This is a genomic window from Kribbella lupini (genome assembly GCF_039529595.1).
Lineage (GTDB): Bacteria > Actinomycetota > Actinomycetes > Propionibacteriales > Kribbellaceae > Kribbella > Kribbella lupini.
Window position 1 is genome coordinate 1,022,887 of sequence record NZ_BAAANC010000001.1, and the last position, 24,433, is coordinate 1,047,319.

19 protein-coding genes are annotated in these 24,433 nt (G+C 69.7%); 12 read left to right on the top strand and 7 right to left on the bottom strand.

The features are described 5' to 3' along the window. Positions 1 to 39 precede the first annotated feature (39 nt). From rimO to ABD235_RS04655, 4 genes are all read left to right on the top strand, one after another. Entirely contained in the window at positions 40 to 1,698 is a 1,659-nt protein-coding gene (gene rimO / locus ABD235_RS04640; protein WP_344169852.1) for a 30S ribosomal protein S12 methylthiotransferase RimO, read from the top strand. Then, positions 1,695 to 2,318, top strand: a complete 624-nt coding sequence (gene pgsA / locus ABD235_RS04645) for a CDP-diacylglycerol--glycerol-3-phosphate 3-phosphatidyltransferase (protein ID WP_344169855.1) — start codon at positions 1,695 to 1,697, stop codon at positions 2,316 to 2,318. The genes rimO and pgsA overlap by 4 nt, the downstream gene beginning before the upstream one ends. Positions 2,319 to 2,362: 44 nt before the next feature. After that, positions 2,363 to 2,926, top strand: a complete 564-nt coding sequence (locus tag ABD235_RS04650) for a CinA family protein (protein WP_344169858.1) — start codon at positions 2,363 to 2,365, stop codon at positions 2,924 to 2,926. Between the two features lie 163 nt (positions 2,927 to 3,089). After that, on the top strand, positions 3,090 to 3,374 hold the full coding sequence (locus ABD235_RS04655; RefSeq protein WP_184794210.1) for a helix-turn-helix domain-containing protein: 285 nt from the start codon (positions 3,090 to 3,092) through the stop codon (positions 3,372 to 3,374). An 8-nt stretch (positions 3,375 to 3,382) separates the two neighbouring features. Here the strand turns inward: ABD235_RS04655 and ABD235_RS04660 are convergent, their stop codons facing one another. The 3 genes from ABD235_RS04660 to ABD235_RS04670 form a co-directional block, all read right to left on the bottom strand. Continuing rightward, positions 3,383 to 3,889 (bottom strand): DUF4262 domain-containing protein, encoded by a 507-nt coding sequence (locus ABD235_RS04660; protein ID WP_344169863.1) that lies wholly within the window; start codon positions 3,887 to 3,889, stop codon positions 3,383 to 3,385. A 92-nt stretch (positions 3,890 to 3,981) separates the two neighbouring features. Beyond that, positions 3,982 to 4,767 (bottom strand): Fpg/Nei family DNA glycosylase, encoded by a 786-nt coding sequence (locus ABD235_RS04665; protein WP_344169866.1) that lies wholly within the window; start codon positions 4,765 to 4,767, stop codon positions 3,982 to 3,984. A gap of 10 nt (positions 4,768 to 4,777) precedes the next feature. Further along, on the bottom strand, positions 4,778 to 9,349 hold the full coding sequence (locus ABD235_RS04670) for an ATP-dependent helicase (RefSeq protein ID WP_344169869.1): 4,572 nt from the start codon (positions 9,347 to 9,349) through the stop codon (positions 4,778 to 4,780). Positions 9,350 to 9,439: 90 nt separating this feature from the next. On the opposite strand from ABD235_RS04670, the gene ABD235_RS04675 reads away from it, so the two are divergent. Together ABD235_RS04675 and ABD235_RS04680 are read left to right on the top strand one after the other, a co-directional pair. Further along, positions 9,440 to 10,531, top strand: coding sequence for an LppM family (lipo)protein (locus ABD235_RS04675; RefSeq protein WP_344169872.1), 1,092 nt, complete (start codon positions 9,440 to 9,442; stop codon positions 10,529 to 10,531). Next, the gene (locus ABD235_RS04680; RefSeq protein WP_344169875.1) at positions 10,528 to 10,722 is read left to right on the top strand and encodes a DUF3046 domain-containing protein; all 195 of its coding nucleotides are present in this window, start codon (positions 10,528 to 10,530) and stop codon (positions 10,720 to 10,722) included. The genes ABD235_RS04675 and ABD235_RS04680 overlap by 4 nt, the downstream gene beginning before the upstream one ends. 22 nt (positions 10,723 to 10,744) lie before the next feature. On the opposite strand, the gene ABD235_RS04685 is transcribed toward ABD235_RS04680, so the two are convergent. From ABD235_RS04685 to ABD235_RS04695, 3 genes are all read right to left on the bottom strand, one after another. Next, positions 10,745 to 12,868: an MMPL family transporter gene (locus ABD235_RS04685; RefSeq protein ID WP_344169877.1), complete on the bottom strand. Its 2,124-nt coding sequence runs from the start codon at positions 12,866 to 12,868 to the stop codon at positions 10,745 to 10,747. A gap of 129 nt (positions 12,869 to 12,997) precedes the next feature. After that, positions 12,998 to 13,564, bottom strand: coding sequence for a GrpB family protein (locus ABD235_RS04690; RefSeq protein WP_344169880.1), 567 nt, complete (start codon positions 13,562 to 13,564; stop codon positions 12,998 to 13,000). A 37-nt stretch (positions 13,565 to 13,601) separates the two neighbouring features. Then, a complete protein-coding gene (locus ABD235_RS04695) occupies positions 13,602 to 14,393 on the bottom strand; it encodes a hypothetical protein (RefSeq protein WP_344169883.1) in 792 nt (263 codons plus the stop codon). Between the two features lie 243 nt (positions 14,394 to 14,636). On the opposite strand from ABD235_RS04695, the gene recA reads away from it, so the two are divergent. From recA to ABD235_RS04725, 6 genes are all read left to right on the top strand, one after another. Further along, the gene (gene recA, locus ABD235_RS04700) at positions 14,637 to 15,710 is read left to right on the top strand and encodes a recombinase RecA (protein WP_344169886.1); all 1,074 of its coding nucleotides are present in this window, start codon (positions 14,637 to 14,639) and stop codon (positions 15,708 to 15,710) included. After that, complete coding sequence (locus tag ABD235_RS39895; RefSeq protein ID WP_425553071.1) at positions 15,697 to 17,619, top strand: RecX family transcriptional regulator; 1,923 nt, start codon at positions 15,697 to 15,699, stop codon at positions 17,617 to 17,619. Before recA ends, ABD235_RS39895 begins: the two co-directional genes overlap by 14 nt. Before the next feature lie 1,523 nt (positions 17,620 to 19,142). Next, on the top strand, positions 19,143 to 19,637 hold the full coding sequence (locus ABD235_RS04710) for an NUDIX domain-containing protein (RefSeq protein WP_344169892.1): 495 nt from the start codon (positions 19,143 to 19,145) through the stop codon (positions 19,635 to 19,637). Between the two features lie 229 nt (positions 19,638 to 19,866). Continuing rightward, positions 19,867 to 20,508, top strand: a complete 642-nt coding sequence (locus ABD235_RS04715) for an Rv0909 family putative TA system antitoxin (protein ID WP_344169896.1) — start codon at positions 19,867 to 19,869, stop codon at positions 20,506 to 20,508. A gap of 549 nt (positions 20,509 to 21,057) precedes the next feature. Continuing rightward, positions 21,058 to 22,869, top strand: a complete 1,812-nt coding sequence (gene rny, locus ABD235_RS04720; RefSeq protein WP_344169899.1) for a ribonuclease Y — start codon at positions 21,058 to 21,060, stop codon at positions 22,867 to 22,869. 86 nt (positions 22,870 to 22,955) lie between these two features. Continuing rightward, the gene (locus tag ABD235_RS04725; protein WP_344169902.1) at positions 22,956 to 23,450 is read left to right on the top strand and encodes a GNAT family N-acetyltransferase; all 495 of its coding nucleotides are present in this window, start codon (positions 22,956 to 22,958) and stop codon (positions 23,448 to 23,450) included. Between the two features lie 23 nt (positions 23,451 to 23,473). On the opposite strand, the gene ABD235_RS04730 is transcribed toward ABD235_RS04725, so the two are convergent. Continuing rightward, on the bottom strand, positions 23,474 to 24,406 hold the full coding sequence (locus tag ABD235_RS04730) for a neutral zinc metallopeptidase (protein WP_344169905.1): 933 nt from the start codon (positions 24,404 to 24,406) through the stop codon (positions 23,474 to 23,476). Positions 24,407 to 24,433 lie beyond the last annotated feature (27 nt).

Sequence of the window (24,433 nt, forward strand, 5' to 3'; positions counted from 1 at the left end):
GTTATGGGCGTGGGGGTGGCAGCAGTCATACTCGGGGTGATGACTACGAACCCCACGACTGTCGCCCTGGTCACTCTGGGCTGTGCTCGTAATGATGTGGACTCTGAGGAACTGGCCGGGCGTTTGGAAGCCGGCGGATTCCGGCTGGTGGAGGACGCGTCCGAGGCGGACACCGTGGTGGTGAACACCTGCGGATTCGTCGAGGCTGCCAAGAAGGACTCGGTCGACACGTTGCTGGCCGCCTCCGACTACAAGGACTCGGGCCGCACGCAGGCCGTCGTTGCGGTCGGGTGCCTGGCTGAGCGGTACGGCGAGCAGTTGGCCGAGGCGCTGCCGGAGACGGACGCGGTGCTCGGCTTCGACGACTACGCCGACATCTCCGACAAGCTGCGCTCGATCCTCTCCGGGACCAAGCACCAGTCGCACGTGCCGCGCGACCGTCGCAAACTGCTTCCGCTTGCCCCAGCAGCCCGCGCCGGCGCTCACGGTGTCGCAGTGCCCGGCCACGGCGATACGGCGGCTGACAACGGTGGCGCGGTCTCCGCTCACGTTGCGGCAGGAGCACACGCGTCTCACATCCCCTCTTCACTGAAGCCCACGAGCGGCGACGTCGACGCGCTGGCGGCCGGTGCCACGGCTGAGCTCAAGGGGCGTGCGGTCAAGCCGTCCGAGCCCTCCGAGTTGACCATCGACGCTCCGGACCTGATGAGCGCGCCGGCCAGCGGTCCGCGAGTCATGCGGCGGCGTCTGGACGGTGGCCCGATGGCCCCGCTGAAGCTGGCGTCGGGCTGCGACCGGCGTTGTGCCTTCTGCGCGATTCCGGCGTTCCGTGGTGCGTTCGTGTCGCGGCGGCCGACCGAGGTGCTCGGCGAAGCCCACTGGCTCGCCGAGAACGGCGTGCGCGAGGTCTTCCTCGTCTCCGAGAACTCGACCTCGTACGGCAAGGACCTCGGCGACCTGCGGCTGCTGGAGACGCTCGTCGGCGAGATCGCGGCCGTACCGGGACTGACACGGGTCCGCGTTTCGTACCTGCAGCCGGCCGAGATGCGCCCGACGCTGATCAGCGCGATGACCTCGACGCCCGGCGTCGTGCCGTACTTCGATCTGTCGTTCCAGCACGCGTCCGGCCCGCTGCTGCGCCGGATGCGCCGGTTCGGTGACGCGGAGCGGTTCCTCGAGCTCATCGAGCAGGTCCGCGCCCAGGCGCCCACCGCGGGCATCCGGAGCAACGTGATCGTCGGGTTCCCGGGGGAGACCGAGGAGGACGTGGACATTCTCTGCGACTTCCTTTCCCGCGCCGGGCTCGACGCGATCGGGGTGTTCGGGTACTCCGACGAGGACGGCACCGAGGCCGAGACCTACGACGGCAAGCTGGACGAGGACACGATCGCGGCCCGGCTCGACCGCGTGACCCGGTTGGCCGAGGACCTGACCTCGGCCCGCGCCGAGGCGCGGATCGGTGAGACGCTCGAGGTGCTGGTCGAGTCCCTGGACGGCGACACCGCCGAAGGCCGCGCTGCCCACCAGGGCCCCGAGGTCGACGGCTCCACCACGCTGACCGGTCTGCCCGATGGTCTGGCCCTCGGAGATCTCGTCGTCGCCACCGTGGTGGCGAGTGAGGGAGTCGACCTCGTCGCGGAGTACGCCGCGCACGTGCGACCCCAGGAAGTCGTCCAGGCAGCTAACCTGACCGCGTGACGAACCCGCCGACGAACCCGGTGCCGCACGCGGCCACCGGTCCGATCAGCGCGCCGAGCGCCTGGAACGTGGCGAACGGGCTGACGGTGCTGCGGCTCGTCCTGGTGCCGTTGTTCGTCTGGCTGCTGCTGCGCGACGCTGGAGCCGAGGACGGGAACCGGCTGCTGGCGACAGCCGCCTTCGTGGTCGCGATCGTCACCGACCGGTTCGACGGCGACATCGCCCGCCGCTGGAACATGGTCACCAACTTCGGCAAGATCGCCGACCCGATCGCGGACAAGGCACTCACTGGGGCCGCCTTCATCGGGCTGTCCCTGCTGGGCGACCTGCCGTGGTGGGTCACCATCGTGGTGATGGTCCGTGAGTGGGGGGTGACCGCGCTCCGGTTCTGGGTGATTCGGCACGGTGTGATGCCGGCCAGTCGCGGCGGCAAGCTGAAAACGGTCCTGCAGGCGATCGCACTCGGTCTCTACCTCCTTCCCTGGCACTCGGTGGCGGTCCTGCACTGGACCGCCGTGGCGTTCATGGCCGCAGCCGTGATCGTGACGATCGCGACCGGCCTCGACTACGTGGGCCGCGCGGTCCGTCTCCGCGCAGCGGCCAAACGCCCGCTCCCATGACGGCCGACACGCCCGACCAGCGAAGTGGCGCAAACATGCCGCCCATGAGTTCGGCCAACGCAACGACTGCTGGTCAAGCCTCGTCTCCCGGCCGCCACACCGCGTCGCGCGAGCGTGAGCCCAACAGCCTCGACGCGGCACTCGCCTCCTTCGTAGAGCTCCTGAAGGAACGCGAGGCCACGGTCGCCACCGCCGAGTCGCTCACCGGCGGTCTCGTCGGCGCCACCCTGACCGACGTACCGGGAATCTCTGCCGTCTACCGCGGCGGCGTGATCGTCTACGCCACCGACCTGAAGGCGACCCTCGCAGGCGTTCCCGAGGACCTGCTGGCCGCTGTCGGGCCCGTGCATCCCGATACGGCCCACGCGCTGGCGGTGGGCGTCCGGGAGCGGCTGGGGGCCACCTACGGCCTCGCCACGACGGGTGTGGCCGGACCGGATCCACAGGCCGGTGTCGAGGCCGGCACGGTGTACGTCGCGGCGGCCGGGCCGCACAAGGTCGAGGTCCGCAAGCTCTCGCTGAGCGGTGATCGGGCCGCCGTCCGCTGGGGGAGTGTCGAGGCGGTCCTGCGGCTGGGAGCCGAGTTGATGACGGAAGATCCTGGCTGATCGGGGTGTTGAGACCAGCATGGGCAGAGGTAGGGCAGACTGGGGCGGCGCACCGAAGCTGGACGTTGCGAACAGTAGTGACCCGGCAACGGGTACCGTTGGTTCCCACGGTCGAGCTACGGTGCGAGTAGATTCGGTCCGACAGGCGGAAGGGAGAAACCTCATGGTGCTGGTTCGTGGCCTGCTGGGCGACGTACTGCGGCGTAAGCGGCTGCGCCAGGGGCGCACTCTGCGCGAGGTGTCCGCCGAGGCCCGGGTGAGCCTGGGCTACCTCTCCGAGGTGGAGCGCGGTCAGAAGGAAGCCTCGAGCGAGTTGCTGGCGGCAATCTGCACGGCCCTCGACGTACCACTCTCGATGATCTTCGCCGAGGTGAGCGAGGACCTGGCCCGCGAAGAGGCTCTGGTGCTGGCCCACACGACGATCGAGCCCGAGGTCGTCGCGGCCTGATCCGGTCGTCATGACTCGCCACCCGCCTTGGCGGCGTGGCGAGTTCTGTATTCGCTGACCAGGTACGTCGTCCTCGTGATCGGCCTCGGTACGTCGGTTGGCGGTCCCTGCAGCAACTCGGCCCGGAGCAGCAGCTGGGCGGGGATCGGCGCGGCGCCGTCGCGCCGGAAGAGCTGGTTGACCGTCGGCAGGTACGTCGTGGTCAATGGGAAGTAGATCAACTCGATGCGCTCGACGCCGGGATAGAAGCGGTTCGGCTCGTCGCAGTCGTGCAGCCGATGCCCGTCCTGGACGGCCAGCGCCAGCGGCTCCAGCAGCGCGAGTCCCGCCGAGGCGTCGCAGCCGAACACCATGAACTCCGGATGCCCGCGCAGGCAAAGTCCGATCGTCGACGTGACCGGCGCAGGCCATTCCGGCCTGGCATCGTGCTCTACGGCCCAGCCTTGGCTGTCCACCTGCTGCAGCACCTGCCGTGGGTACGCATCGTCCAGGCGCCGGTAACAGATCTCCGTCACGACCTTCTCCTCTCCGAATCGAACACATGTTCGATCTCGTCTCGTCAGAGAAGGTATCCGTTTCCGTCCCGGCCGCCGGGGTTGTCCACAGGTCAGTTCTCGGGCTGGCAGCGTGGGCACCAGTAGCTGACTCGCTCCCGCGGCGGTTCGCCGATCGGGGCCGTCTTGATGGGCGTGCGGCACCGACGGCACGGCTTCCCCGGTCGCTCGAACACCCAACTGCGTTGCCCCGGCCGATCCACGCCGGTGGTGACCTGCGCCGCGTGAACGAGGTTCGCCTTCATCAGCCGCCGACTCAGGTCGACCGCGGCCCCGAGATCGACCGTCGAGACTGGACGCCAGGGATGCAATCCGAGCAGGAAGCAGACCTCCGTCCGGTAGAAGTTCCCGATGCCGGCCAGGTTCCGCTGGTCGAGCAACGCCTCGCTGATCGTTCGCTGCGGATCGGCCGACAAGTTGGCCAGGGCAACCGCTCGGTCGAACGTCGGCGACAAAAGGTCAGGACCGAGATGCCCGACCACGCTGTCCTCGGCCGAGGTCGGCACCAGTTCGAGGACCGGCAGCCGATACCCCACCGCCGTCCACGACTCGGTCTCCAACACTGCCCGGACCTGGAAATCAGGACCGCCCTTCCATCGCTCGCCTGGCCGGTACAGGTGCCAGCTGCCCTCCATCCGGAAGTGGCTGTGGATCGTTGTGTCGCCCGTCAGCCGCATCAGCAGATGCTTGCCCCGCGGCACGACCTCGACGACGGTCCGGCCGCTCAGATCGGTCGTCGCCAAGGTCGGTACCCGGAAGTCGGTCTTGAGCAGCACCTTCCCGGCCAGCGCTTGGTCGAGCCGCTTGGTCGCGCGCCAGACGGTGTCTCCTTCAGGCATGGCAGCAGCCTCAAACGCGCAGCCGCAGCCCGCGCGGCGTCGCGTGGAATCCGGCCTTCGCCAAGGCGTCGCCGAAGGCGGTGTGCCGCACCTGCTCGCCGTCCGCGGTCTCGACGCTTAGCTTGCCCAGATGCCCGTCCCGGATCGCGAGCGCCAACGCGTCGACGGCCGGCTGTAGCAGCTCCGGATCCTCGGTGAAGCTCAGCACCGTCCGCCCACCGCGCTCGACGTACACGATCAGTTTCCCGTCGACGAGCATGACCAACGCACCGGCCTTGCGGCCCGGCCGATGTCCGCCGGCGTTCTCCCGCTCCGGCCACGGCAACGCAGCGCCGTACGGGTTCGCAGGATCAGAAGCAGCCAGTACGACGGCCGGCGCCGCGGAATCCTCCCGCCCGCCACCAGGCGCGCCGTCCGCCAAAGCCCGCAGCCGATCGACAGCGCCAGGAAGCGCGAACTGCGCCGCTCCCAGCCCGGCGACGAAGTACCCACGACGGCAGCGTCCCGACTCCTCGAAGGCGCTCAAAACCTTGTACACGGCCGCGAATCCGCCAGGCGTCCGCTCGGTGATCACCGATCCGCGCGTGACGATCCCGTAGCGATCCAGGAGCGTCTCGGCCGCAGCATGCGCCCGACGTGTCGGGTCCTCATTCCGCTCCGGTAGCAACGACCATCGCCCGCCGGCCGTCGGCGGACCGCTGCGAGCAGGCATCGCCGGCCGGCCAGGCCGAGGCGCTCGCCCAGGACGGGCCCGCGGCGTCGCCCGTCGGGTCCGATGACTTCCGCGACCTCCGCCGACCAACGACCGCACCGGCGCCAAGGTGTCGTTCGTCAGGTACCCGGCCCAGACAAGGTCCCAGAGAACGCCGACCATGGTCTCGTCGTCGACCACACCGCCGGCCGCGCCGACCGCATCGCTGAGCTGACGGAAGAAGAACGCGCCGCCTCCGGCCAGAGCGTCCAGCACCGCCTGATGCGTCTCGCCCACCTCGAGCGTGGTGTCCGGATCCGGCAACGTCAGATCGCAGTTGTCCGCCAGGTGCAGCGAGACCCAGCCATCCGTCCCCGGCAACGAACCGGATCCAGCCCAGATCACCTCACCGGTCGCCGTCAGCTCGTCCAGCATCGACGGCTGATACCCAGGCACTCGTGCCGGCAGCACGATGGACTCCAGCGCCGACCCAGGCACAGCACATCCGGCCAGCTGCTCGATGGCACCGAGCAGTACGTCGTACCCACGCCCGCGGCTGCTCGTGATTCCCTGCCAGGCAGGCAGGAACCGCGCCAGAGCCGCAGGCTCGACGGGCTCGACTTCCTTGCGCAGCGCGGCCAAGGACCGTCGCCGCAGCAGCCGAAGGATCTCGCTGTCGCACCACTCCATCGCGATGCCGCCAGGCAGGAACTCGCCCTCGACGACGCGGCCAGCGGCACCGAGCCGCCGCAACGTGTCCGTCACGACCGCGACGCCGGTCCCGAGATGCGTCGCCAGGTCCACCGCCCGGAACGGGCCATGCGTCCGGGCGTAGCGCGAGACCAGATCGCCCAGCGGATCCGCGACCGACTCGGCATGCGCCTCTGCGACTCCAGGAGGCACCGGCACGCCGAGGGCATCCCGCAGCCGAGCAACGTCCTCGACCACAGCCCATCGATGCTCGCCCGCGATCCGGACGCGGACCACCCGCCGGGCCGCCGCCAGTTCCGTCAACCACGCCTCGGCATCCGAGCCGTCGACACACCGCTGGCCGGCCTCGTGGACGGACAGCGGCCCCACCAAGCGCAGTACGTCGAACAGTCCTTCCGCGTTGCGCGCCCGGCGATCCTCCGCCAACCGCTGCAGCTCGGCCTCGGTCCGCAGCACGACCTCGGCATCGAGCAGCTCGCGCAGCTCGGTCCGGCCGAGCAACTCCGACAGCAGACTCTGGTCGAGCGCGAGCGCGGCCGCTCGCTTCTCGGCCAGCGGCGCGTCGCCCTCGTACATGAAAGCGCCCACGTACCCGAACAGCAGCGACTTCGCGAACGGCGATGCCTCCGGAGTCTCGACCTCGACCACGGAGATCCGCCGCTCACCGATCCCGGTCAGCAGATCCTTCAGCGCGTTCAGGTCGTAGACGTCCTGCAGCACCTCACGCAGCGTCTCCAGCACGATCGGGAACGACCCGTACTTGCTGGCGACGCTGAGCAGCTGAGCCGAACGCTGCCGCTGCTGCCACAACGGCGATCGCTTCCCAGGATTGCGCCGCGGCAGCAGCAAGGCTCTCGCTGCGCATTCGCGGAAGCGGGCCGCGAACAGGGCGGACCCGCCGACCTCCGCAGTCACCAGGTCCTCGATCTCGGCCGGATCGAACAGCACCAGTTCGGCCCCCGGCGGCGGCTCGTCGGTCTCGGGAAGCCGCAGCACGATCCCGTCGTCACCCGAGACCGACTGGGCGTCCATCCCGTACCGCTCGCGCAGCCGCGCGGCGATCGCCAACGCCCACGGGCCGTGCACCTGCCCGCCGTACGGCGAATGGATGCAGACTCGCCAGTCGCCCAGCTCGTCGCGGAACCGTTCGACCAGGATCGTCACGTCGTCCGGCACTCGGCTGGTCGCTTCGCGCTGCTCGCCCAGGTACGCGACCAGGTTGTTCGCCGCGTATTCGTCCAGGCCTGCTTCACGGGCGCGCTTGATCGCCTTGGCCGGTGGGAGCGCCGCCATGGTGCGCACGAACGCACCGGTCGCCGCGCCTAGCTCGGCCGGGCGCCCGACCGCGTCACCCTTCCAGAACGGCAGCCGCCCGGGCTGACCCGGCGCTGGCGAGACCAGCACCCGGTCATGGGTGATGTCCTCGATCCGCCAGCTGGACGCGCCGAGCGTGAACACGTCGCCCACGCGCGACTCGTAGACCATCTCCTCGTCCAGCTCGCCAACCCGGTGATTGGTCGACTCGCCGACCAGGAAGACGCCGAACAGTCCGCGATCCGGGATCGTGCCGCCGCTGGTCACGGCGAGCCGCTGCGCGCCCGGACGGCCGGAGATCTCCCCGCTGACCCGGTCGAACACGATCCGGGGCCGAAGCTCGGCGAACTCGTCCGATGGGTACCGCCCGGACAGCATGTCCAGCACCCCGTCGTACGCCGAACGCGGAAGCGTCGCGAACGGCGCGCACCGCCGTACCAGTGTGAAGAGCTCGTCGACGTCGATCGTGTCGAGCGCGACGATGGAGACGATCTGCTGCGCCAGCACGTCGAGCGGGTTCGCCGGGATGTGCAGGCTCTCGATCAGCCCGTCGCGCATCCGCTGCACGACGACGGCCGTGTCGACCAGGTCGCCGCGGAACTTGGGGAACAGCACGCCACGAGACGTCGCGCCGACCTGGTGACCGGCTCGCCCGACCCGCTGCAGCCCGCTCGCCACCGACGGCGGCGCCTCGACCTGGATCACCAGGTCGACCGCGCCCATGTCGATGCCCAACTCCAAACTGCTCGTCGCGACCACGCAAGGTAGCCGGCCGGACTTCAGGTCGGCCTCGATCAATGCGCGTTGCTCCTTGCTCACCGAGCCGTGGTGCGCCCGCGCGATCAACGGCGGCGCCGCCAACGATGCCCCGGACTGAGCCATCACCTGCGCCGGTGAACCGGTGTCCGGCAACTCCACTTCGGCCCGCTCGGCGGCGATCTCGTTGAGGCGGGCGGTGAGACGCTCGGCCAGGCGGCGCGAGTTCGAGAAGACGATCGTCGAGCGGTGTGAGGAGATCAGGTCGAACACGTGCTCCTCGACGTGCGGCCAGATCGACGCGTGCCGCGGCGGGCCGGCAGCCGATCCCGACGTCTCGATCTCGGTGGTCGCGAGCTCGGCCATGTCCTCGACCGGTACGACGACGCTCAGGTCCCACTGCTTGGTGAACTTGGGCTGCACCACCGTCACCGGCCGCTCGCCGCCGAGGAACCGGGCGACCTCCTCGACCGGCCGGACCGTTGCCGAGAGCCCGATCCGCTGAGCCGGCTTGGGCAGCAGCGCATCGAGCCGCTCCAGCGTGAGGGCCATGTGAGCGCCGCGCTTCGTGCCCGCGACCGCGTGCACCTCGTCGACGATCACGGTCTCGACGCCGCGCAAGGACTCGCGGGCCTGCGACGTCATCATCAGGAACAGCGACTCGGGCGTCGTGATCAGTACGTCGGAGGGCCGGCGCGCGAACCGCTGCCGCTCGTTGGCCGGGGTGTCCCCGGAGCGCACGGCGACTTCGACGTCGACCGGCGCCTCGCCGAGCCGGCGCGCGGTCTCCCGGATGCCGATCAGCGGCGCGCGCAGGTTGCGCTCGACGTCGACCGCCAGCGCCTTCAGCGGCGAGACGTACAGCACCCGGCAGCGCAGCTTCGGGTCGTCCGGCGGGGGAGTGGTGGCCAGCCGGTCCAGGGCCCACAGGAAGGCGGCCAGCGTCTTGCCCGAACCGGTGGGCGCGACGACCAGCGCGTCCCGGCCCGCGGTGATCGCGTCCCACGCCTCGAGCTGGGCCGGGGTGGCCGCTTCGAAGACGTCGCCGAACCACGCCCGGGTCGCGGGCGAGAAGCGGCTCAACGCGGTGGACTTCTGCACGTTCCCCATAGTGCCGGGTCCCTCCGACAGTTTCCGGTCCGGCGCCTCAAGTACCCGCCCGGACACGTTCTGTCCCCGTGGTCTGGAATGATCTGCGTCATGAAGAACCGCTTGCGCATGGCGCTCGTTGCCGGGGCGTGCCTGATCGGCCTGACCGGGTGCGTCAACCTCGACGCCGACCTGAAGGTGAACTCCGACGAGACGGTCTCGGGGACCATGAAGATCGGTGTCGACAAGCAGTTGGTCGAGTCCAGCGGGCAGTCGCTCGACGCCATCCGCAAGCAGGTCGAGGGCGCGATCAAGAAGAGCGACACCACAGGCGTCAGCTGCAAGCCGTACGAGGACGACAAGTACGTCGGCTCGGACTGCGCCTTCGACAACGTCCCGTTCAGCGACATGGGCACGTCGACGGCCGGCGGGGTGGGCTTCGGCAAGGACGGTGACAAGTTCGTCGTCAGCGTGAAGGACACCAACCTGGGCAACCAGATCCCGGACAGTGTGCAGCCGGTGGTCAACTTCAAGATCACCATGCCGGGCAAGATCCTCGAGCACGACGACGGCGCGCAGATCAACGGCCGTACGGCGACGTACGACAGCCTGGACAAGCTCGGCAAGGTCTCGCTGACCTCCGAGGCCGGCAGCGCGTTCCCCGTCTGGGCGATCATCCTGATCATCGTGCTGGTGCTCCTGGCTGCCGCCGCGGTGGTGTTCTTCATCCTGCGCGGCCGCAAGAAGCAGCAGCAGCAGTTCCCAGGAGGCGGCCAGTACGGGCAGTACCCGGGCCAGCCGCAGCCGGGACAGTGGGGACCGCAGGGTCCGCAGTACGGCGGCCCGCAGGGTCCTGGCGGTCAGTACGGGCAGCAGCCTGGTCAGTACGGCCAGCCTGGTCCGCAGTACGGGCAGCCCGGTCAGCAGTACCCGGGCCAGCCGCAGTACCCGGGTCAGCCGCAGCAGGGGCAGCCTGGCCAGTGGGGTGGCCAGCAGCCTCCGCCGCAGCAGGGCGGTCAGGGTTGGGGTCAGCCGCAGCAGCAGCCTCCGCAGCAGGGCGGCTGGAACCAGCCCCCGCAGCAGGGCCAGCAGCCGCCTCAGCAGGGCCGGCCTCCCCAGCAAGGCCAGCAGCCGCCGCAGCAGGGCCAGCCGCCGCAGCAAGGCGGTTGGGGCCGGCCACCGCAGGACGACGGGCGGGCATGAGGCTCACCGAGTTCTGGGATCGGATGGACCGCGCGCTCGGCGCGTCGTACTCGAGGACCTGGGCCGAGACGCAGGTGATCAGCGGCCTCGGCGGACGCACTGTCGCCGAAGCACTGGCCGAGGGGGAGCACGCCAAGACCGTCTGGCGAGCCGTCTGGGCACACCTTCAGCTACCACCCAGCGAACGCTGAGACTTCTGGCGAGCGGCAGAATCTAGCTGCTCGCCAGAGTCGGCTCAGGCTCCGGCTCCGGCAGCGACGTCTCCGGCTCGGGATCGCGCTGCTGAGCCAGTTTGCTCGGCCACCACAGGTGCCGCCCGACGTCGAGGTTGAGCGCGGTCACCAGCACCGACCGGACCACGATCGTGTCCAGCAGCACGCCGAGCGCCACCGCGATCCCGATCTCGGCGAACGCGACCAGCGGCAGCGTCGCCAGTACGGCGAACGTCCCCGCCAGCACCAGTCCGGCCGACGTGATCACCCCACCGGTCGCGGCGACGCCGATCAGTGCGCCGCGGCGGGTCCCGTGCTGCTTGGCCTCCTCGTGCACCCGGGTCATCAGGAAGATGTTGTAGTCGATGCCCAGCGCCACCAGGAAGACGAAGACGAACAGCGGCAGCGACGAATCCGCCCCCTCGAACCCGAGCACGTTGTGGAAGACCAGTGAGCTGATCCCGAGTGCGGCCCCGAACGAGAGCACCACGGTCGCCACGAGCAGCACGGGGGCCAGCAGCGACCGCAGGAGCAGCGCCAGGATCAGCAGCACCACAGCCAGTACGACGGGGATGATCACCTTGTTGTCGTGGACGGCAGCCCGCTGGGTGTCCAGCAGGATCGCCGTACCGCCACCGACGAGCGCATCCGCGCCCGCTACCGCGTGAACGGCGGCTCGTGCGCGGTCAACGGTGTCCTTGGCCGCCTGACTGTCCGCAGGGTCCTGCAGCGTTCCCTCGATGTAGGCCAGCCCGTCCGACGACTGCGGCTCGGCCACGGCTGCGACACCAGGTGTCGACTTCAGGGCGGCGCTGACGGCCGGAGCCTGATCGGCGTTGCTGACAACGACCAGCGGGTTACCGGCACCGGCTGGGAAGTGTGCGGCAACGATGCGTTCGCCGATCACCGAGTCCGGCGTACCGGTGAAGGACTCCTCGTTGGAGAGCCCGTCCGGGTTCAGCGACAGCATGCCGAGCGCAGCGGCGGCCAGCAGCACAGTGGTGGTCACCCACGTCAGCCGAGGCCTTACAGCGATCCGGCGACCGATCCGCCCCCAGACGCTGGTCTCGGTGTGGTCGTCTGAGCCGTACGCCGGTCGCAGCGGCCAGAAGACCCAGCGACCGCAGATGACGAGCAGAGCCGGCAACAGGGTCAGCATGGCGAGCAGTGCGACGACGATGCCGACCGCAGCGACCGGGCCGAGCCCGCTGGTCGAGTTCATCGACGCCAGCAGCAGACAGAGCATGCCGGCGACCACAGTGGAGCCGGAGGCAACGATCGCCGGGCCGGACCGGTGCAGGGCGTACGCCATCGCCTCGTGCCGATCCCGATGACGGCGGAGCTCTTCCCTGTAGCGCGCCACGAGCAGCAGTGCGTAGTCCGTACCGGCGCCGAACACCAGCACAGTAAGGATTCCTGCGCTCTGTGCGTTCACGGTCAGGTCGGCTCTGGTTGCCAGGAGGTAGACCACTGCCTGTGCGGCGAACAGAGCGGTCCCCGCAGACAGCAGGGGGAGCAGCCAGAGCACCGGACTGCGGTAGGTGAGCAGGAGGATCACGATGACCACTGCGCCGGCCGAGTAGAGCAGCTTGCCGTCGATCCCCTCGAACGCCTCCTGCGAGTCAGCAGCCGTCCCGCCCGGCCCGGTGATGTGGAAGCTCAGGCCGTCAGGCCGGTCGGCTGCGATCTGGCGGAGGTCTGCGGCGCGAGCACCGATGACCTCCCAGCCGCCGGAGCCCGCGTTGATCGGCACGATGACCTGCAGCGCCTGTCCGTCCTCCGACGGGATCGGGCCGACCACCTCCCGGTCGACGCCCTCCAGCTCGCCGTACGCCGTGACGTCGGCCGCGACGGCCTGCTGGTCAGCAGGGGTCAGCCCGGACGAACGTTCGTAGACCAGCACGGCCGGGATCTCGTCCGGAGAGGAGAACCGGGCCGTTGCCTTCAGCACCTCGGTGGACTCCGCGTTGCCCGGCAGCCAGGACACGGCGTCGTTGTCCTGCGCACCTGTCAGCTTGCCGGCCGGACCGAACGACACCGCGATCGCGGCGATCCACAGCACCAGCACGACCCACTTGGACACCTTGCCGCACGGCAACGCCGCGAGCCGGCCGATACCGCTCATCCGCGATCACGCCCCCTGGGGCCACCGCCCGCCCGCCGTACGCCGGGTCAACGACGACGGCACCCCCGGATTCAGCGTCCTCGCTGCCGCAGAGGGCGTCAACGAGCCCGGAGTAGTGCTGTGGTCACGCTACGGCTTCCAGCCGGTCCGGGCGGCCCACTCCTCGGCCGGGAGGTAGATCAGGTCGCAGACGGGATCCTTGAGGTCGGCGTAGTCGCCCACGTTGTCGAACGGGAGCGCCGCGGCGCGCTGCTTGAAGTCGCCGTACGCCGCCGCTGTGTCCGGGTGAGCCCGCAGGTAGTCGCGGAAGAGCAGCGCGTACCGCTGGTTGGCGTGGCCCTCGACGCGGATGTGCAGATTGACCCGGCGCCGGTACATCGGCTCGACGACCAGCCGTTTGACCCACTGCAGCTCCTCGGGAGGCAGACCGGGCACCGGGTGGTCGCGGCGCGGTGGCCGGAGCTCCCAGTCTGCGCCGACCAGGAGCTGGGCCGCGTCGTCCAGCTGCGGCTCACCGGCGACCGTCGCCTGGATGTCGAGCACGTCCTTGGAGGCCAGACCGGGTACGGCGGTCGAACCGATGTGGTCGATACGGATCACCGTGTCGCCGACGATCCGGCGTACGGCCTCGGCCGTCTTCTCGAACTGCGCGGCCCAGGTGGGGTCCGGACGGACGATGGTGATCGACGAGCTCATGCCCTGATCATTCCAGCGCGGACGCCGCTCGCACAGGTCAGACCGGCTTGACCCGGAACGAGCTGTTGGTGAGCAGGTCCGCGGCGGCGTACGCGGCCTTCTTGATGCCCTTGCGCTCGTCGAAGAAGCCTCCGACCACACCGACCGCCGGGAGCTTGCCGATGGCCCGTGCGCCGAGGCTGCCGCGCGGCCGGTCCTCGAAGACCTCGCCGAGGCCACCGAACAGCTTGGAGATCCGCCACACGAGCCGGACGCCCTGGCGAAGGCCGCGCTCCTCCGACTCGTCGCCGAGGCCCAATTGCTTGGCCACGTCCTGCCCGGCCTGGGAGGGGTCGTCGTACCGGAGTACGTCGTCCGGCGTGATCGGCCGGCTGGTCAGGACGCGGGCGATCACCGCCGTACGGTCGGCGTGCGCCTCCACGCCGTACTCCCGGCAGACCGCGCCGATCACCATGGCCTGTACGGCGGCGCCGAGGGTGTCCTTGATCGGCAGGGCGTCGGCGGCCGCACCGCTGAGCCGGGGGAGTCCGGCAACGACGGCGGCGAACCCGCCGAGCCGGTCGACCCACCAGTCGCAGCGCGTGGCCAGCGGGAGCGTCGGCCACTCCGCGTGGCCGGGCACCTTCATCTTGAGCAGCCGGTCGATGGCGAGGATGAGCGCCTTCTCGGCCAGGTTGGGTTGCTCCTGGGTGGAGTACTCGGTCAGGATGCTGCGGATGCCGAACGGGTCCTGGGTGCGCAGCGCGTCGAGCACCGAGTCGATGCCGAACTCGACCCGGCTGAGCGCGAGGACGACGGCGGAGTCGGGGACGTCGGGACGGTCGGTCACGGTGGTCAGCGTAGGCGCCGGCGGGTTCTCGGGAGTTGTCGGCGTGTCAGTTGTGGTTCGAACACGTGTTCGGGTTAGTTTGTGCCGTACGGGAATCGCCGGACGAGGCCCGGGTTGTCCACAGATCCAGGACTGCTCCGGAAATTGTCGGTGCGAACCCATACCTTCTCTGACGACAGCGAAATTCCTCCGGGCGGCTGGGACAGCGGCCCGAAACGACTAGATGGGTCAGGTGGCAGTCAGATGGCTGGTGCAGCAGCGAGTGCGGAGCGGGCCGCGGCGGATCGCGAGAAGGCGCTGGCGACCGCGCTGACGCAGATCGAGCGGCAGTGCGGCAAGGGCTCCGTGATGCGGCTGGGTGAGCAGGGCAAGGCGCCGATCGAGGTCATCCCGACCGGGTCGATCGCGCTCGACATCGCGCTCGGGATCGGTGGTCTGCCGCGCGGTCGCGTGGTGGAGATCTACGGTCCGGAGTCGTCGGGTAAGACGACGGTCGCGCTGCACGCCGTCGCCAACGCCCAGCGGGCCGGCGGCATCGCCGCCTTCATCGACGCCGAGCACGCGCTCGACCCGGACTACGCGGCCAAGCTCGGCGTGGACACCGACGCACTGCTGGTCTCCCAGCCGGACTCCGGTGAGCAGGCGCTGGAGATCGCCGACATGCTGATCCGCTCCGGTGCGATCGACATCGTCGTGATCGACTCGGTGGCCGCGCTGGTGCCGCGCGCCGAGATCGAGGGCGAGATGGGTGACAGCCACGTCGGTCTGCAGGCCCGGCTGATGAGCCAGGCGCTGCGGAAGATGACCGGTGCGGTCAGCGGGACCAACACCACCGCGATCTTCATCAACCAGCTGCGCGAGAAGATCGGCGTGATGTTCGGCTCCCCGGAGACCACGACCGGTGGTAAGGCGCTGAAGTTCTACGCGTCGGTCCGGCTGGACGTCCGCCGGATCGAGTCGCTGAAGGACGGTACCGACTTCGTCGGCAACCGGACCCGGGTCAAGGTCGTGAAGAACAAGGTGGCCCCGCCGTTCAAGCAGGCCGAGTTCGACATCATCTACGGCCAGGGCATCAGCCGCGAGGGCAGCCTGCTGGACCTCGGCGTCGAGCAGGGCTTCGTCCGCAAGGCCGGCGCCTGGTTCACCTACGAGAGCGACCAGCTCGGTCAGGGCCGGGAGAACGCGCGCAACTTCCTGCGCGACAACCCCGACCTGGCCAACGAGCTGGAGAAGAAGATCAAGGAGAAGATGGGCATCGGCCAGGACAAGGTCGCGGCCGACGCGACTCCGCCGGTCGAGGTCGATGTCGACTTCTGATCCCCAGCCCGCCACCGGCCTGAGCCAGGCCGAGCGACTGGCGTTGGCCCGCCGGCTCCTCGCCGACGGGCCAACCGGCTCCACCCTCTGGACCCCCGACGGTGCCGACAGCACCGCAGGGGAGTCCAGCACTCCCAAGCCTGCTGCGGCGGAAGCCTCCGGGGCGGGGACCTCAACTCCGGCAGTCGATAGCGCCCCCGCAGCAATCACGTCGCCTGACGACCCGGTGGGACAGTCGGGCGTTGGCCGTTCATCCTCCCGCTCGGCTGCAGGGGCGAACCGTCGATCGTCCGGTAGGTCTGCCGCCGTACGGCGAACAACTGACGATGACGACTTCTCGTGGCCGTCAGACGAGAGCCGCTCCGGTGCCGTCTCCGGCATTCGGGCGAGCGCTCCCGAGCTACCCGACCCGTGGGACACGCTCGAGGAAGAGGCCCGACGTAAGAAGTCGCGCCGTGGTTCGGCGGACGAAGAGCCCGATCCGTGGGATTCGCTCGAGTCCGGTACGACGTCCAGCCGGCAGGAGGCGACGTCGGAAGAAGCGGACCCGTGGGATGCCTTGGACGCTGAGTCCGCCAAGGCCAAGCCCGCGGGCGACGAGGTCGATCCCTGGGATCTGCTGGACAGCGAGAGCGCTCCGGCGAAGTCTGGCGGGCGTCGACGCCTGGGCTCGCCGAGCGACGATGAACGCACCACGAGCGGCGACGCTTACGGGGCGCGTGGCGATGAGCATGCTGTGCGTGGTGGCAATGCGGCGACCCGAAGCCGGGGTCCGGCCCGCGGCTCCTCGAACTCCACCACCGCTGCGCCCGAGGAAGTGGGAGTTGAGCCGGCGGCAGAAGTCGTCTCGACCGAGCGTGAACTTGTGAAACGCCAGGCCGCGAAGTCGGCGAACACCGGCCGTGGGGGCAAGGAAACTACGCCTGTCCCCAGCCGACCTGCGGAGGCCGGAGCCGCAGAGCGTGGGGTCGCGGAGCCGCGGTCTGCGGGAGCTGGGTCTGTGGGACGCCGACCTGCAGGCGTTGCCGCGGAGCGCGGGACTGAAGAGCGTGTGGGTCCTGAGCGGCATGTTGGCGAGCACGGGGCTGGAGGGCGTGCGGCTGCTAAGCGGCAGGTCGTTGAACGCGGAGCGGTAGAGCGCCAGGTTGGTGAGCGTGGGGCGGCGGAGCACCAGGTCGCTGAAGATCGGGCGGCAGAGCAACAGGTTGCCGAGCATGGCGGTACGGATGCTCGGAGTACGGAACCCGGCTCGTCGTCGGAGCGTGAGTCGGCTGGCCGCTCGAGTCGGAATGGGCGTTCTGGGCGGAGGCCGACTCGTGGGTTTGGCGGGCGGTCGCGGCGAGGGGCGCGGGACGGGGACGGACCGGGTTCGCCGGCGGACCCGGCGCTGGATCGGGATGCTGATCCGCATCAGGTTGCGCGGACGATCTTGTTGGACAAGCTCACGGGGCAACCGCGGACCCGGGCCGAGTTGGCCGACGTACTGGCTGATCGGGAGATCGCGGACGAGGTCGCCGACGAGGTGCTCGATCGGTTCACCGAGGTCGGGTTGATCAACGACGCGGCGTTCGCCACAGCTTGGGTTGAGTCCAGGCATCGAGGGCGCGGGCTGGGCAAGCGGGCGCTGGCGCAGGAGCTTCGCCGCCGAGGGGTGGACGACGAACTGGCTCGCGATGCCTTGGAAGAGCTTGACTCGACCCAGGAGGAAGAGACCGCGCGCGAGTTGGTGCGCAAGAAGTTGCGTTCGATGCGTTCCCTTGACCGGCAGGTCGCTATGCGCCGTCTGATCGGCATGCTTGCGCGCAAGGGGTACCCGGGTGGTTTGGCGATGACCGTCGTCAAGCAGGAACTGGCTGCCTCGGACGAGGAGCTTCCCCTCCTGAACGACTCGGGGCTCGAAGCCGAGTAGGTAGGGCACACACTGCAGTTCGGGCCATGAACTGGTGGCGACCGGCGAAAGCCGTCAAATCTGTGGGCCGGTTGGCGCGTGCGTCGGTGCCGGTGCCTGGTCGGCAGGCCGAACGGGCTGGCTATCGCGAGGGCCCTGACGCTGTGGCCGCACGACAGCCGAAACGCCTTGCAACCTGTTGCAGGCTGCAAGGTGTTCGAGTCAGTGCTGGTCAGTCGGCCTTCTTGCCGAACCGACGGCAACCTCGCGTTCTGCCTGCACGGCGACTTCGCGGTCACCCTCGTCCCTGACCTGGACACGCTCCAGAAGCATCGTCAGGCGTCGGCGTACTGCGCGAGTCGAGCCAGGAGGGGCCGAGGACCGAGCCGAGCTCCTGCACCGCGCTGACCATTCCGAGCGGGAGCTCGCGTTTGGCGGTGAGTCGTACCGGTTCAATCGGTTGTTGGCAGCAACTAGTCGCGGGGGATCACCCGCGCTCCCGAACCTGAGTTTGTCGGGGCCTGCGGCAACCGACTACTGGCTGAGTAGGGGTAGCAGCCCGAGCCGGTCACCCCCGCGATCCACGGCAGCGACCCGGCCCAATCGCGCCAACCCTACGACGCCCCACGGACAAGCCGCGCCGCCCGACCCCGCAGCCTGTGCCGAGCCATCCGTCGGTCCAGGTCGCCGACGAGAGTGCCGCTGACGGCCTGCCGGGACGGAGCCTGGGAGAAGGTGGTCGGGGTCGGCGTCCTGCATGTGGGGGAGCAGTTCGTGCGCGGGCTGGGGTGAGGTGGCGCGCTCTGTGGGGTGGCGGAGAGCAGATCGCGCGGGCGCCTGGCGTTGGGACGGTGGTCTGTGGGGAAACGCGCCGCGATCCGGCCTGAACGACGGCGGCTCGAGCTGACCGGCGGGCTGACCAGTGCGGAGGCGCACGCGCTGGCGGTGGAGCTGGCAGCGTCGACGCGGCCGACGGCCTGGAGGCCAAGCTCGTCGGGCGGCAGCGCGGCGGCTACTACCCCGGTGCTGTCCGCGGCCTGTAGCCGGCCTGAGCACCCGCGACGAACTCTTCGACACAGCCGGCCCGACGAGCGGGGCCGGCACCGACTAACCACCCGCGCCACCATTCGCACCCCCGAAGTACACGCTGCGGCGGAGCTGGTGCGGCACCGACTAACCACCCGCACCACCATTCGCACCCCCGAAGTACACGCTGCGGCGGAGCTGATGCGGCACCGACTAACCACCCGCACCACCATTCGCACCCCTCAAGCACACGCCGCGGCGGAACTGGTGCGGCTTGAGCTTGTGCTGTGTCCGGGCGTGGGGCGGGGCGCCACTGCGGAGGTTGCCGGAGCAGATTGTGCGGGCGGGTGGCCTTGGACTGCGGGGAGCGCGTCGGGATCGGGGTCGGCATTGCGGGGAGCGCGTCGGGATCGGGGTCGGCAATGCGGGGAGCGCGTGGGGATCGGGGTCGGCATTGCGCGGAGGTGGCACGCCTTGAGCGTGTGCTGCGCCTGGGCGTGGGGCGGCAGACTGCTGGGATGGGATATGTGGGGTCTTACACGTGGCAGCTTCGGCAGCAGGTGGGGAACGGGTTGTTGTTGATGCCGGGGGCTCAGGTGGTGGTGGTTGGGGTGGGGGAGCGGGTTCTGTTTCAGCGGCGGCGGGATTCGGGGTTGTGGGAGATTCCGGCGGGGGCGGCGGAGCCGGGGTCGAGTTTTCGGGGGACCGCGGCGCGGGAGTTGTTCGAGGAATCGGGGTTGCGGGTGCGGGAGGAGGATTTGGTGCCGTTCGCATCGTTGTCCGAGCCGGAGGTGCATGAGATCACGTATCCGAACGGCGATCGGATGCACTGTTTCGCGCTGTGTTTCGAGGCTCGGGTGTGGGAGGGGGAGGTGCAGGTGGAGCCGGAGGAGGTGATCGAGGCTGGGTTCTGGGCGGTGGACCAGCCGCCGGGGGAGTTGCAGCCGCAGACCGAGGTGGTGCTCGGGCTTTATCAGGCGTACCTGGCGACCGGGCGGTTCCAAGGGCGGTGAGATGCCGTTCGTTGGTACGCGGAGATGGGCGATTTTCGGCGGTTTCGGGCGGAAAATCGCAGGTCGCGGGGTGATGGAGGCGCGGGTTGCAATGCGGGGGGTGGACGGCGAGGGATGTTGACGGGTGTCGGTGACGGGTGTGTCATCCGAAGGAGAGATCGGCTTGGCGCCGGTCGTAGGCTGGGATTTTTCGTTGAGATCCGCCCCTGACACCTCTTTGGAGGGTGCAATGAACGATTTCCAGGAACAGGCGAAGAACTGGCTCCGGAACGTCGTCAAGGAGAACCCGGACAAGATCAAGGCAGGTGTGGAGAAGGCCGGCGATCTGATCGACAAGCAGACCGGCGGGAAGTACGCGGAGAAGGTCGACTCGGTCCAGCAGAAGGTCGGCAGCTACGTCGACTCGCAGTCGGGCGGAGCCGCGGGCGACCCGGCTGGGCCGGGCGACCAGGCGGGGCCGGACGGTCAGGCGGGGTCGGGCGGGGCCGCGGGCGATCAGGCTGGAGACACAGCCGGCACCCAAGCGACGACTGATCAGGCGGAAAGCCCCGCGGGCCAGACCGAAAGCCCAGCGGGCCAGGCCGACGCTCAGCCGCCGACCGGGCCGGACGACGGCGCCCCGGACGCGGCGACCCAGTCCCCGGACGGCGCCGACTCCGCGGCGGGTGACGCCGGAACGGTCGACCCGGATCCGGTCGATCCCACTGGAGACGATGAGGGCGCCGCATCCGCGGACGGCCGGGTCGTCGGTGGGCAGGCGCCTGATGTGAGTGAGAGCGACGCCAGCTCGGCCGGTTCTCGGACCGAGGGAGCCGAGACCGGAGGTACGGCGACCGGTACGGCGGACGGCGGGCTTCCCGGCCCCGGGTAACCGACGGCTCAGTACGCCGCGAGGTACGGCGACCGGCGGGCCGCCCAGCCCCAGGTAGCCAGCGGCGCTCAGCACGCCGCCGGATGCGTCGTACCCGGCGGGACAGTCCCCCGCACCCCGGCTCACGGACGGCGTACGCGCCTCCGGGCCGGGGTGCCGGCGTTTGCGGGTCGTGGTGGGAGTGTGTCCGTCTTGACCCTGTGGATAGGCGCGCTTAGCCTCGGAATCAGTAAGGGGACCGTCCACCCGGACGGTTGATGACATCGCAGAGGTCGGCCGGTTGGCCGAGGGCCGGGACGCGCGCAGGCGCGGACCGGGGATACGAGACCAGAGCTCTCCTGAGCTTGCCGGTGGCGGGCGTACTGCCCACCGCCGCATAGGAACGGACCCGGCGCTTACCGGGGAGGAACGCCATCGGCGGACAGCCGACGGCTCAATCCCGGTTGGCGCGTTCCGGCGTACCGTCTTCTGGCTTCTGGCCGCTGTGTGGTGCTCCCTTCGACCAGAGCTGGTCACGCCCGAGGCGTGACTCGATGAGGGGAGACGCCGGTGCCGCAGCTTTCGGCCGGGCCGTACGCCGTGATCTCGTACGCCGCGACGCTGACGGCGACGTCCGTCGGTCTGGTGGTCGTCGGTCTCCTCGTGGTCGGATTGCTCGCCTGGATCGGGTTGACGCTGACGCGGCGCAAGGGCGCCGAGGTGGCCGCGGCCGAGGCGAACGCGAAGCTCGAGGCCGCGACCGCGGTGGCCGAGGCGAAGTCGGTCGGCGACCGGATCCGGCGCGAGGCCGAGGACGAGGCCGCGCTGATCAAGACCCGCGCCAAGGAGTCCGAGCAGCGGACCGAGGAGGTTCGCCGTCAGGCGGAGCAGCAGGCCGAGGAGCTGCGTCGTCAGTCCGAGTTGCGGGCGAAGGAGATCGAGCAGCGCGCCGACGAGGTACGCCGGCAGTCCGAGGACCGCGCGTCGGAGATCCGGCGGGAGGCTGAGCAGCGGGCGTCCGTCGTACGGCGGGATGCCGAGACCGAGGCGCAGTCGATTCGTGACGATCTGCGCGAGCAGCGGCTCGAGATGGAACGGCGCGAGCACCGGCTGACCGAGCGGGAGGAGCGGCTCGACGAGCAGCTGCGCGGGATCGAGGAACGGCAGAACGAGCTCACGGCCCAACTCGCCGAGCTCGACCGGCAGCGCGCCGAGATCCGCGACCTCGAGGACGAGCGCAGGCGAATCCTCGAAGGCGTCGCGAACCTGACCAGCGAGCAGGCCAAGACCGAGCTGGTCGCCGCGCTCGAGGCCGAGGCGAAGCGGCACGCGCACACGATCGTTCGCGACATCGAGCGCCAGGCCCAGGACGAGGGCGAGATCAAGGCCCGCAAGATCATCACCGGTGCGGTCCAGCGGCTCGCGTCGGAGCAGACCAGCGAGTCGGTCGTCTCGGTCGTGCACCTGCCCAGCGACGACATGAAGGGCCGGATCATCGGCCGCGAGGGCCGCAACATCCGGTCGTTCGAGCAGACCACCGGCGTCAACCTGATCATCGACGACACCCCCGAGGCGGTGCTGCTGTCCTGCTTCGACCCGGTACGGCGGGAGACCGCGCGGCTGACGCTGGACTCGCTGGTGCTGGACGGCCGGATCCACCCGAGCCGGATCGAGGAGATCTACGAGCGCAGCAAGGGTGAGGTCGCCGAGCTGTGCATGCGCGCGGCCGAGGACGCGATGGCCGAGGTCGGGATCACCGACCTGCACCCGGAGCTGGTGCGGACGATGGGGTTGCTGCGCTACCGGACGTCGTACGGGCAGAACGTGCTCAAGCACCTGATCGAGTCGGCGCACATCGCGTCGATGATGGCGGCCGAGCTCGGGCTGGACCCGAAGCTGTGCAAGCGCGGCGCGTTCCTGCACGACATCGGCAAGGCGCTGACACACGAGTCGGAGGGCAGCCACGCGATCGTCGGGGCCGACCTGGCGCGCAAGTACGGCGAGAACGACGACGTCGTGCACTGCATCGAGGCGCACCACAACGAGGTCGAGGTCCGGACCGTCGAGGCCGTGCTGACCCAGGCGGCGGACGCGGTCAGCGGTGGCCGGCCGGGTGCGCGACGGGAGTCGCTCGAGGCGTACGTGCAGCGGCTCGAACGGCTCGAGGAGATCGCGATGCACCACGACGGCGTCGAGAAGGTGTTCGCGATGCAGGCCGGTCGCGAGATCCGCGTGATGGTGCTGCCGGACGCCGTCGACGACATCGCCGCCCAGGTGATGGCGCGCGACATCGCCAAGCAGGTCGAGGAGGAGCTCACCTACCCCGGCCAGATCCGCGTCACCGTCGTCCGCGAGTCACGCGCGACCGAGGTCGCCAAGTAGGAGGCCGGTCTGACAGCCGTCATTCCGACGGCGCCGCGCCGGAAATCGGGCTGCGGCAGATAGGCCGAGGTGGCTACGGTCGTGGCGTGCCCGAGATCAGACCCGCGACGCGCCAGGACGTTGACCGACTGCTCGCCGTCGCGGGATCGTCTGCTCGGCGGGCGCATCTGGAGAGTCGCTGGGTCGAGCAGGAGCGCGGCGATGCGGCGTTCCTGCTCGCGTACGACGGGAGCGGGATCGTCGGTCAGGCCAGTTTGCTGCGTACGTCGAAGTACGCGGAGGTCGTGGCGGCTCACGATCCGGCGGAGATCAACGGGTTGCACGCCTTCGTCCAGGGCGCCGGCGTCGGGTCCGCGCTGATCGCGGCGGCCGAGGACCTTGCGCGCAGCTGGCAACGGGATGCGATCGGTCTTGCGGTGGAGCTGGACAACTCGGGTGCCACGCGGTTGTACGTGCGGCTCGGCTATCGGCCCGCATCCCTCAGGGTGATCGACGAGTGGACCGAGGTGGATGCCGACGGCATCGTTCTCGTCGCGCACGCGGATCCCTGCGACTACCTGCTGAAATCCCTGGCGCCCTGAGCCGCGCCAGGCGCAGCCGAGGGTCAGGCGACGCGCGCCGGAGGACCAGTAAAGGTGTTGCAGGCGGCCGGGTCGGCAGTGTTGAAGCCGCGCAGCGACCAGTACGCGTGGTTGGTCGGACTGCCGTGCGAGCGGGTCGGGTTCCAGGCGTCGCCGCGGTTGCGCACCAGCCAGCGCCACTTCGTCAGCCAGGCACCCTTGGCGGGGAAGAAGGATCGGTCGCCGCCGAGGTAGACGCCGCTCAGGCACGAGGCCTGCAGTTCGCGGCGACGACTCTCGGTCAGCCGGCCATCAGTACTGGCGGCGTAGCTCGCGCGGCTGTAGGAGGAGCGCATGATGCCGACCAGATCCTGCACGTGATGGCCGTACTCGTGCCCGATCAGGAACGACATCCGGGTCCGGACCCACATCCGGTCGAAAGCCCGGTAGTCGGCGATGTCGGCGTTCGCATCCATGTAGATGACGTTGGCGCAGTACGCCGCCTTGTCACTCACCTGGCAGACGTTGGCCGGCTGCTGACCGGCGTGGACGACGAGCTCCGGCGGTGTGAACGGGTAGCCCGCCTTGCGAATCGCCGGCCCCCAGACCTTGTTCAGGCAGGCGACGGACTGGGTGTAGTACGCACGGACGTTGGCGACCGACGTGGGGCGGACGGCCGGCTCCTTGCACTGGGACGCGGCGATCCGGCCGACTCGGTACAGCGGGTTGAAGGTCACGTCGCGGTCGTACCGCTCGGTCACCGGGCGGGTGGTTGCGGGAGTGCTCGGCGAAGGGGAGGTCGGAGCCGGCGTCGGAGCCGGCGTTGGCGTCGGTGTGGATGAAGCCGAGGGAGAGGACGAGGGCGTCCCGGTAGCCGCCGGGTCGTGACCATCAGTACGCCGCACGACGACCACCGCGACCGCTCCGACCAGGGCGACCGCCCCGCAGACCAGAACGGCCTTGCCCCATCGATTCATGCCGGGGACTGTAGTGCGCGAACGGCT